Source organism: Xenococcus sp. PCC 7305 (assembly GCF_000332055.1).
Lineage (GTDB): Bacteria > Cyanobacteriota > Cyanobacteriia > Cyanobacteriales > Xenococcaceae > Xenococcus.
The window spans coordinates 89,277-100,126 of sequence record NZ_ALVZ01000226.1; the positions used below are offsets into that span (position 1 = coordinate 89,277).

At 41.3% G+C, this 10,850-nt stretch carries 8 protein-coding genes; 2 read left to right on the forward strand and 6 right to left on the reverse strand.

The annotated features are described in order from the left end of the window. Positions 1–98: 98 nt before the first annotated feature. The 3 genes from XEN7305_RS22645 to XEN7305_RS22655 form a co-directional block, all read right to left on the reverse strand. Positions 99–1,691 (reverse strand): dynamin family protein, encoded by a 1,593-nt coding sequence (locus XEN7305_RS22645; protein ID WP_006511864.1) that lies wholly within the window; start codon positions 1,689–1,691, stop codon positions 99–101. Between the two features lie 369 nt (positions 1,692–2,060). Then, positions 2,061–2,438 carry a GxxExxY protein gene (locus tag XEN7305_RS22650; protein WP_006511865.1) on the reverse strand — a complete coding sequence of 126 codons (378 nt, stop codon included), beginning with the start codon at positions 2,436–2,438 and terminating at the stop codon, positions 2,061–2,063. A gap of 256 nt (positions 2,439–2,694) precedes the next feature. Next, positions 2,695–3,921 (reverse strand): methionine gamma-lyase family protein, encoded by a 1,227-nt coding sequence (locus XEN7305_RS22655; RefSeq protein ID WP_006511866.1) that lies wholly within the window; start codon positions 3,919–3,921, stop codon positions 2,695–2,697. A gap of 256 nt (positions 3,922–4,177) precedes the next feature. On the opposite strand from XEN7305_RS22655, the gene XEN7305_RS22660 reads away from it, so the two are divergent. Further along, a complete protein-coding gene (locus XEN7305_RS22660) occupies positions 4,178–5,002 on the forward strand; it encodes an acyl-CoA desaturase (RefSeq protein ID WP_006511867.1) in 825 nt (274 codons plus the stop codon). Positions 5,003–5,383: 381 nt separating this feature from the next. Here XEN7305_RS22660 and XEN7305_RS27915 read toward each other — a convergent pair whose 3' ends face one another. The 3 genes from XEN7305_RS27915 to XEN7305_RS22680 all read right to left on the reverse strand — a co-directional run bounded on the left by XEN7305_RS27915 (position 5,384) and on the right by XEN7305_RS22680 (position 8,779). Further along, positions 5,384–7,324: an SUMF1/EgtB/PvdO family nonheme iron enzyme gene (locus tag XEN7305_RS27915; protein ID WP_006511868.1), complete on the reverse strand. Its 1,941-nt coding sequence runs from the start codon at positions 7,322–7,324 to the stop codon at positions 5,384–5,386. Positions 7,325–7,436: 112 nt separating this feature from the next. After that, on the reverse strand, positions 7,437–7,859 hold the full coding sequence (locus XEN7305_RS29870) for an FKBP-type peptidyl-prolyl cis-trans isomerase (protein WP_238569025.1): 423 nt from the start codon (positions 7,857–7,859) through the stop codon (positions 7,437–7,439). A 119-nt stretch (positions 7,860–7,978) separates the two neighbouring features. Beyond that, positions 7,979–8,779, reverse strand: a complete 801-nt coding sequence (locus XEN7305_RS22680; RefSeq protein WP_006511870.1) for a pentapeptide repeat-containing protein — start codon at positions 8,777–8,779, stop codon at positions 7,979–7,981. Positions 8,780–8,940: 161 nt separating this feature from the next. On the opposite strand from XEN7305_RS22680, the gene ftsY reads away from it, so the two are divergent. Then, positions 8,941–10,623, forward strand: coding sequence for a signal recognition particle-docking protein FtsY (ftsY, locus tag XEN7305_RS22685; protein WP_006511871.1), 1,683 nt, complete (start codon positions 8,941–8,943; stop codon positions 10,621–10,623). Positions 10,624–10,850 lie beyond the last annotated feature (227 nt).

Sequence of the window (10,850 nt, forward strand, 5' to 3'; positions counted from 1 at the left end):
TAAAGGATGAGGGATGAAGGATGAGGCATGAGGGATGAGGGATGAGGAATGAAGAAATAAATATTGGTTTAACTTTATTCTTGGTTGCTAATTACCGTTTATTTTTCAGATAATTGTTCTAGTTCATTGAGAATTTTATTGATTTCTAATTTGTTACTCTCAATATTTTCTTCGATGGAAGCAGCCAGTTGAATTTTAGTTTCCAACTCTTCTTGTTGGGGTTGAATGACTGCCATCACTTTGGCCAGAGATTCATTTAGTTCATTAGCTAAAGCTTGCCACAGAGTGTCAGTATAATTTTGTTTTAATTCGAGAAAAGTTGCTGATAATTGCTCTTTCACTTTTTGATTTTGTCTGGGTAAAGCATTAAAGCTAAGCACCCCAAAAACCACGGAAAGGGCAAAAGCAGAGGCATCTAAAGACGCTGCGGTAAAAAGAATCTGACCACTAAAGCCTGAAACTACGGCGAACATTCCCAATTTTCCACAATTATTTAAGCCCGTATCTGCTGCGGTTTTAATATTCTCTGACATGGCCTTCACATCAACTGCTTCGCTTTCTAGTATGGGAATAGTGAGTTGAGCTTGATTAATTTCGATCGCAGTGGCAATGTCTTCTGTGGTTTCGCGAATAATGCGATCGCGATATTGAACAAAAGTAGTAGTTGCTTCTTTAAAAATATCCTGGAGATTTTTATCCAACTGAACTTCTTTAATCGCTGTGGTCAGTTTTTCTTCTAAGCCGTCATCCTCATTGGTGATTCTTTTTCTGGCGACAGAAACAAAATTAAGTTTATTATCGATAATTTTATAAACTGCATAGGTTAGATTCCGAAAAAGATCTTCGATATTGCCTTGAAAGATCCCAAACAGCATCTTATATTCTTCCAACCTTTCGGTGATTCTGCGAACACTACGATCAAAAATCGCTTTTTCTGCCTGTAGTTTTTCCTGGACAACTTGATTTTTACTAACTAATTGCTCTAGATAAACCAACAAAGAGTTTTGCGGCCCTTGAAGTTTTAATTTCATTCTTTCTTTTTCTGCCAGGAACGAAACCAAAAAACCTTTGAACTCTTCCATCCCAGCCCCAGAATGGGAGGAAATGGGAAATATGGGCGGAGCTTCGGTAAAAATATTGCTCAATCCTTCGGCAATATAGTTTGTTACTTGGTCGATTTCTTCGGGCGTGGCTAAATCAATTTTATTAACAGCCACAATAACCTTGCGCGCCCAGGTATTATCCACGATCGTCAAAAAATCTTGTTCTGATTTACTTAAGGGTCGTTCGATAGAAGTCAGAAATAAGATAATATCTGCTTGTTTAAGATAGTTTTCGGTCAATTCCTGATGTTGATCGATAATGGAGTTGGTGCCAGGACTATCGATGAAGACTAAGCCACCTAGCCCTTCTGGATTATAGGATTCGATCGCCTTGGTGGTGGGCAAAATTCCGACAGGGGCGATCGCGCTTTCGCCTAAATGATTGAGTAAACTAGATTTTCCGGCATTGAATTCGCCGCAGATAAAAATTGAGAAAGGACTCTTGAGTTGTTGCTTGATTCCTACGATATCAGGTTCAAAATCAGGAAATAAGCTCTGGGCCTCCACAAACAAACTTTCAACCTTCTCAATATTCTGTAAGCTACGGTCAAACAGTTCTTGTTGTGAGTTAGAAAGAGTGAGAGGCATAGCTTAATAATGGTTACAGGTTATACAGATTATAGGGTACAAGCAAAGTAACTTTCAGCGCGTAATTAATAAAGAACAATTAACATTTAGGATTGTGTAAATCTCGCGCAAAGGCGCAAAGGCGCAAAGAAAAAAAACGCTAAGTATTTTGGGTTACAGTTTGTTTACTAGACGAGTTCTCTCATTTCTAATCAGGTCTGTATTTGTTATAACTCGCGCAAAGGCGCAAAGGCGCAAAGAAAAAACGCTAAGTATTTTGGGTTACAGTTTGTCTACTAGACGAGTTATTCCATTTCTAATCAGGTCTGTATTGTGTAAATCTCGCGCAAAGGCGCAAAGGCGCAAAGAAAAAACGCTAAGTATTTTGGGTTACAGTTTGTTTACTAGACGAGTTATCCCATTTCTAATCAGGTCTGTATTGAAGTTAATCAGTAGTCCTAGATGTTTGTTCGTAAGACGAAGATAGGTAAGCAGTTGTTTTTTATGAACAGGAGCAACAGTTTCCACGGATTTTAACTCGATAATAACCAAATTTTCTACAATAAAATCTGCTCGAAAACCCTCTCCTAGATGTATCCCTTCATAAACTACAGGAATGGTCTTTTGTCTGTCAAAGTTGAACCCTCGCTTTTTCAACTCATAAGCCATAGCAGCCTCATAAACAGACTCTAACAAACCAGCACCCAATTTAGTATGAATCTTATAGGCAGCATCAACAATCTCCCTAGCAATTTCATTCTCTCTCACAAATCTCTCCTTGGCGCCTTAGCGTCTTTGCGCGATATTAACATAATATTATAAATTAATAGCCTCAATCGCTGCTTATGATGTAGCTGAGTTCCTCAAGCAATAGTTGATATGACTCGCGCAAAGGCGCAGAGACGCAAAGAAAAAAACGCCAAGTGTTTTTAAGTTAAAGGTTTTTGGCAAGAGGCGCAATTTCATTTTCTCTCACAAATCTCTCCTTGGCGCCTTAGCGTCTTTGCGCGATATTAACATAATATTAATTAATAGCTTCAATCGCTGCCTCAAGTGCGATCGCGACATGAGTCCAATGAGTTCCCCCCTGGCAAAATACTATATAGGGTTCTCGCAACGGGCCATCGGCGGAAAATTCGGAGGTGCTGCCATCAACAAATGTTCCCCCAGCCATTACTAGTTTGCTCTGGTAACCTGGCATTTCTCCAGGAACGGGTTCAACGTAGGAATCTACGGGTGAATGTTGTTGGATCGCTTTACAGAAGGCAATCAGTTTTTCGGGGCTACCGAGTTTGATGCCCTGGATAATATCTTGACGTTTCTCTAAGGGCAGCGGATTGACCTGATAGCCCAACTGATCAAAGACATGGGAAATTAGATGCGTTCCTTTGATGGCTTCACCGACCATTTGCGGAGCTAGAAATAAACCCTGGAACATTAAACGATTTTGCTCTAAAGTTGCTCCCCCACTGCTACCAATGCCTGGTGCTGTCAATCTGCAAGCTGCGGCTTCTACCAAATCAGCTTTGCCGGCAATATATCCTCCTGCCGTGACAATGGTTCCTCCAGGATTTTTAATCAGAGAACCTGCCATCAAATCGGCACCGATGGCTGTGGGCTCTAGAGCATCTGTGAATTCCCCATAGCAATTGTCTACAAAGCAAACTGTGTGCGGATTTTGCTCCTTGACAATAGTGACTATTTTTTGAATCTCTTCTACAGAGAGACTTTGACGCCAAGAATAACCACAGGAACGTTGAATAAGTACTAGACGAGTTTGTGGAGAAATCGACGTTTTCAGTGCATTCCAATCTATTTTTCCTGCGATCGTTAAGTCTAATTGACGGTATTGGATGTTAAACTCAGCAAGGGAGCCTTGAGAGTTCCCGCGAATACCGATAACTTCCTCTAGGGTGTCGTAAGGTGCCCCAGCAACTGCTAGCATCTCATCCCCAGGACGAAGTATTCCAAATAGAGCACAAGCGATCGCGTGAGTTCCAGAGACAAATTGCACTCTGACAATTGCAGCTTCTGCTCCCATGACATCAGCGAATACATGGTCTAAGGTTTCTCGACCCAGATCGTCGTGTCCGTAGCCACTAACACTGGCAAAATGTTGAACTCCTACCTTGCGATCGCGATAAGCCGTTAACACTTTTTTCAAATTGCTCTTGACCTGAGTGTCAATACCAGAAAAAATCGGTAACAGTGCTTTTTCTGCTTTTTCCAGCAGAATGTGACTATTTTTCATGCAGAGAAAATATTTATTTTTAGGTTAAATTAACATCGAAAACTGTTTCCAGATTCTATAACGAAACTGGAATCTCTATCGGTAGTTGATTCTATGAATAAATTGCTACTGCAAAAATTTCGGTTATTCGGCAACAAGTAAAAGGTAACAACCAATATATAGCCTTATTTTTTGCTTTTTGCTACTCCCAGTTTTTGCCTATACTATAGTCTGGCAAAACAATAATTCATACAATGTTGAGATTTCAGGTTATTAAATGACAATTGCTACATCAGAAAGACGACCCATAGCTTGGGGAATAGTATTATACATGGCATCGATCCACTTGATCGCATTGCTGGCATTTTTCCCAAGCAACTTTAGTTGGGGAGCAGTCGGGGTTGCTTTTGCCCTTTATTGCATTACCGAGTGGGGGATTACTGTAGGATTTCATCGTCTAGCTACTCATCGTAGTTTTGAAGCCCCCAAATTTGTAGAATACTTTTTTATATTTTTAGGTACCCTTGCTTGTCAAGGTGGTCCTTTCGAATGGATTGGACTGCACCGTGTTCATCATAAATTTTCTGATACCCAACCTGATCCTCATGATTCCAATCGTGGTTTTTGGTGGAGTCATATGGGATGGATGTTATTTGAAAATCCTGCCGATGAAGAAGCTAAACGTTATATAAAAGACATTGAGAACGACTCTTTTTATCAGTTTTGTCAAAAATTCATGGTTCCGATTCAAGTTGTATTGGGCTTAATCCTGTTCTTTTCGGGAGGTTGGTCTTTTGTGATTTGGGGAATTTTTGTTCGCTTGGTAGTTGTTTTCCACTGTACTTGGTTGGTCAACAGTGCAACCCATAAGTTTGGTTATCAAAGTCATGAGTCTAATGATAGTTCTCGTAATTGTTGGTGGGTGGCTGCTCTAACTTTCGGTGAAGGTTGGCACAACAATCACCATGCCTATCAATATTCTGCTCGCCATGGTTTGGCCTGGTGGGAGATTGATATTACTTGGATGATTATTAAAACTCTAGAGACTTTTGGTTTAGCAAAAAACATTAAGTTACCTCCGAAAGAAGCTCAACAAGCATAGAATTGAGAATTTAAGGAGTACGAAAAAAGTAGTAAAAGGTCGGAATTTTCAGTTAACGAATATCGTTAGTTTTCTGGCCGATTACAGCACTAAGATTAATAGGTGATGGATGAGTTGATTGTCCGTTGTCTATTTTTTTTTGAAGGCAGAGGGTTTTTTGAAGGCAGAAGGCAGATGGCAGAGGGCAGGGAATTTCCTAATAATCAAACCCTAGATTTGTCCAGGATAGTACAGGACAAAACACCGGACGAGATCGTGTGGTAGGGGCGAACGGCCGTTCGCCCCTACGGGGATAATATTGACCTAATTTAAAGAGCACTTAATATAGTATGCGTGATTTTGTGTCGAAGACAAAGTGCAAGAAGGCAAAAGGGCAAAGGGCTAGGGAGTCCTCGGCACCATACATACAACTCGAAACCCGATATCGTCGTAGTCGAGCTCGGGATTATAGTTGACGCGGGCAGCTGAGCGGCAATTAACAGGAACGTCGAGCCAGGAACCACTACGCACTACTTTCGTGTTACTTTTGCTTGATAACCAAGCACTTTCATCAGTGGGGGAATTCTTATAATTACTATGCCAATCGTCCTCACACCATTCCCAAACATTCCCATGTATGTCGCTCAGACCAAAACCGTTAGCAACTTTAAAATATCCGATAGGGGTTGTTTGTTCGCGGAAAATTCCTTTGGAACCTTGGTCATAATTTCCTGGATAAACTTTGCCGTTAATTTCCCAATCAGTTCCTCTGTAGTTGGCCAAATCGGTGCTGATCGTTTCTCCAAAGTGAAATGGGGTCTTTGTGCCAGCACGCGCTGCATATTCCCATTCTGCTTCTGTGGGTAGGCGGTATTGTTGATTTGTTCTCTTGCTCAAGCGAGCGCAAAATTCTTGAGCATCATACCAAGAAACCTGTTCTACTGGTCTAGTCCATCTCTCTATTCCTTCATAATCTTCTTTAAACTTAGATGGATCAGGATTTAGTTCTCTTGCTACCTGTTCCCAACCTGCAACCTCTCGCCATTGCGCTTGAGTGACCGGATAACGTCCCATCAAAAAACTAGCTACATTTACTTGATGCTGTGGTGCTTCATTTTTATACCAATCCGAATCATAGGTTTTACAAAGCCATTCTATTTCTTCATTTCTTGTTCCCATCCAGAAACTACCACTAGGAATAACAACCATTTCTAGAGTGACGCTATTGCTCAACTCCTCAACGTAATATTCTGTCCTTTTGGTTTTCCGTTGAATTTCTTGGCCTTGAGCATTAACCGTAACCACCTCGAAAGTAAAAAATGTCTTTTTGTGCTCTATTTCTGCCTCCTCCAAAATAGCCCTAGAAATTTCTGCTACTTCTGAGTCGAACAAATTCAAACTTGCTTGTAAGTCCTTCAATTGCTGCTCAATTTGCCGATTAAAAGGATAATAACCCTGTTCAATAGTTTGTCTCAAAACATTTTGATAATTGGTTTTTGCCTGTTCAATTTGCCCTAACTCTGCCTGCAAAATCTCATTCGCGACTGATTCTGAGATTCCCAACTCCTTGGCCAAAGTAGCAAGTTGAAACTTCTCAATAGGGGTTAGTTTGCGATCTGCTAAATACTGCTGGATTCTTTCTCGATATTTTTGCTGCGGATTGTGGTTAACAGCGACAGGATTATTTTTTATGGGCTGAGTTACCGTTTGTTGAGTGCTCATTGCTGCTTTTTTGAGCAAAATTGGCTTGAGATGTTCGGGTAAACTTTCTAGAGATTCCGCTTGAACCAAATCAACAGGGATCATTTGCCGGGTTTTGCCAGAATAATTAGCATATTCCCAAAGAATCGCATTGCTTCCTAGTTTAAAAGCTTCTTCAATATTTTTGCCGTAGCCCAGACTGTCATAAAACCCAATAGAAAATGCGATCGCAGCTTGATCAAAAACCGTATCTCTCATGCCAATGACATAATCCACATGTTTGACAATAGCCTTAGCTTGAAACTCGGCATAACAAGCATTGAGCAACACACATTTGATTGAAGGGAAATTGGCAAATAATCCGGCTAAAGCTTCACCTGTGACTGCTTTTTCCTTGCCAGCAGCATCAGAAATCACTAATCCCGCTTTGCCCTTGCCATGACCAGAAAAATGCACGATATTAGGATTGAACTTGAGTAGAGCTCTCCGAAAATCTCTGGGGCGAACTTCCCATTTTTGGATTAGCTCAAATTCTTGGGATAGCTTAGATATTTGTAAAGCTTCTTCAATTTCTCTAGCTTCTTTCTCTAAATTCAGACGCTCTGTTGACTGAGGATTCGCAGCAAGAAAAAGAATTTTCATGGGGTGAAGGTTATGAGGAAAAACTTTTGACTTCTCTTGGTGCGCGTTCCTTAGAAGAGGGAACTTCGTCAGGGTCGCACCGCTTTTGACTTTTGACTTCCGCGCAGCGGCACTAGTCTGCTTCTCGTAAGATTTTTATCTCAACTATCAATTTAGCATTTTGGGGAATCACTCCAGGGATGCCCCGTTCTCCATAACCAAGATGAGGACTAATGACGACTTTTCTATAACCTCCTACTCTCATCCCCTGAACAGCATAGAAAATCCCAGGAATTAAATTTTCGCGGTCAATTCGCACTCGATGCTCAAAAAAACCATCATCCTCAACCTGTAAATTTTGATCTACTGAATGAGATAAACATTTATTGGGGACTTTTATTACCTCACCTCTATTCAGAGTCAGCCGAATCGCCACCACATAACATCGTTGGCGTTGCACATCCTTTCCTGTGCCTTCGGTTTCTGCAACCAGTTTGACACCCTTTTTTAACTTCAGTTCGACGATTTTTTTTTGATTAAATTTCTCAAGTTGCACAACGAAATAATAGGCTTTTCCCCAAATCCCCAAATCCCCAAATCCTTATTCAGAACTAATAAATTTTACACTCATCGAACTCAGGTTTGTTCAGGTTCATCTTGTTTCGCGCAAATTAATTATTTGGAACCCTTAGATTGGCAAGAACTACTTTCCTTATGACCATCATCCATAATGGTTTCGCAAAAAATAGCCCCCCTAAGATCTACTCGGCTCAGATTGGCCTCATGCAAATTAGCTTCGCTCAAGTCTGCTCGGCTCAAGTTAGCTTCATTTAGGTTGGCGAGATAAAGATAAGCTTCACTAAGATTGGCTCGGCTCAGGTCAGCCTTATTCAGGTCAGCTCCCCGCAGATTTACGCCTTTCAGGTTAGCAGCTCTTAGATCAGCTCCACTAAGATCTACTTCACTTAGGTTAGCTCTAATCAGCTGTGCTTCTCTTAGATCAGCATCATTTAGATCGGCATCATTTAAATTGGCCCCATTGAGGTTAACTCGACTCAGATTAACTCGACTCAGATCAGCTTCACTCAGATCGGCTCCACTCAGGTCGGCTCCACTCAGATTGGCCCCACTCAAGTCAACCCCACTGAGGTTAACACCACTCAAGTTAGATTGAGAAAGATCGAATTCTTTAAGTGAAAGCAAAGATCTCTCCTCTGAGTTAGGAATAAGATTCTTGGGCTGAGCTGATTGGTTTTTGGAAACTTGAATATTGTCAGCTATAGATATTTGATGTTGACCAACTTCAGCTTGAGCAATATTTCCCTTCCTAGCGTTGCTTTGATTCTCGTATAAAAAAATCACGGAGGAAATTCCGATAACAGTGATCGCACTAATCACAGAACCCAATACCGATCTTCTATGAGCTTTTTGCTTGCAATAACTGTTTTTTTGACCAAGTGGAGCTATTAAACGCATAATCTTTAATTTATTCCAAAGACAGGAAAATTATACTTTTTTTAGCAGATTAATCATCTTGTTTTTATTAATACTATTGTTTATTGCTTATCGCCTGAAAACTTTTATAATTCCCTCAACTCAAGTAGGATTATTATATAAATCTATTGTATTGAAGCTCCATGTTTAATTGGTTTCGTCGTCGTCATAATAAAAAAGAATCATCAGAAAATTTACCAGAAACAAAAACAACCCCAGAAACTCCTGAAACCCCAACCGTAGAAGCAGAAGAAACCTCTCAGACGCAAACCCAAGAAGATTATCTTGCTTGGGCTAAAACTGCTTATCAAAATATTCAACAGAGAAAAGAAGAACAAGAGACCACTACAGAAACTGTCCCCGAAGCAACAGAAACTATAGCAGAAACCACAGAAGCTGTAGAACCTGAACCTACAGAAGAATTAGAATCATCAGCTACAGAAGAAATAGCCGAAACTATCCCAGTTGCCGAAGAAACAACTGAAGAGACAGCAGAAGAGACAGCGGTGCCCGAAGCGATAGTAGAAGTTGCTGAAGCCGAGCCCACGGAAATAATCGAAGAAACTGTTGAAGAAGCCCCAGAGGAAGTAGCAGCCGAGGCTCCAGAAGTAATAGAAGAGAAACCAGAGATCCAAGAGACCCCAGCAGTTGTAGTTGCAGAAGCACCAGAAGAAGCGGTCGAAGCCCCGGTAGAAGCCCCAGCAGAAGCGGAACCGCCACAAAATATTCCTGTTTGGATGCAAAAATCCGAGGGATTAGAAAAGCTCAAGGAAACTGCGATCGCGCCTACGGTAGAAGAGCCGGAAGTCACCGAACCAGAACTAGATGAAGATTTTGTCTGGTCGGCAAAAGTGCTTGCTCAACAGGGTAGAACTCCTGAGGATATCTCCCAAGAAGAGATTAATTGGCTAACAAAACTTCGCCAAGGACTGGGCAAAACCCGTCGTAGTCTGGTTGTTCAACTCAAATCTGTCGTCGGACAGGGGCCTCTCAACAAAGATGCGGTCATGGAAATCGAGGCTCTGTTATTACAAGCAGATGTGGGCATTGAAGCTACGGATTTTATTATTGAAACCTTGCAAGAAAAACTTAGAGAAGAAGCTTTGCCCCCCGAACAGGCGATCGCCTATCTCAAATCGATTTTGCAAACAATTTTGGATAAACCTCTCAAAGGCCAAGATAATCAGGACTTTGTCCCCGAAAAAGACACTCTCAATATTTGGTTGCTCACCGGAGTCAATGGTGCAGGCAAAACTACCACTATTGGGAAACTTGCTAATTTGGGCAAACAATCGGGTTATAGTTGCCTGATTGCTGCTGCCGATACCTTCCGTGCTGCTGCTGTCGAACAGGTAAAAGTTTGGGGAGCTAGAACTGATACCCCAGTGATTGCCAATCCTGGTCAAAATACTGATCCTGCTGCGGTAGTGTTTGATGCGATCGCCGCTGCCAATTCTCGCAATACGGAATTGCTTTTGGTTGATACCGCAGGTAGGTTACAGAACAAGAAGAATTTAATGGCGGAACTTGCTAAGATACGACGGATTATCGATAAAAAAGCCCCCAATGCTACTATCGAATCTTTGCTTGTGTTGGATGCAACTCTGGGGCAGAACGGGCTTCGTCAAGCTCAAGTCTTTAGTGAAGCGGCTCAACTAAGCGGAGTTGTCTTGACCAAACTAGATGGTACTGCCAAGGGTGGTGTTGCTCTGGCTGTGGCACAACAATTGGATCTCCCAATCCGTTTTGTTGGTGCAGGGGAAGGGATTGAAGATTTACGTCCTTTTTCTAGTTATGAGTTTGTCGAGGCTTTAATCAACGGTTAATTAAGTTAATTGCGAGTAAAAGGTTTTAGGTGTTGGGTGTTAGGTGTTAGGGAGATCCCGAAAAACGATGAATTCAGCAATGATAGGCATAAAAATTCTTTATATCTAAGATATTCTTCGATATAAGTCAAAATATGATTTTTTTGATTAAATTTCCCAAGTTAAACAACGAAGTAATAAGCTTTTCCCTAGATCCCCAAATCCCCAAATCCCCAAGTCCTTATTCA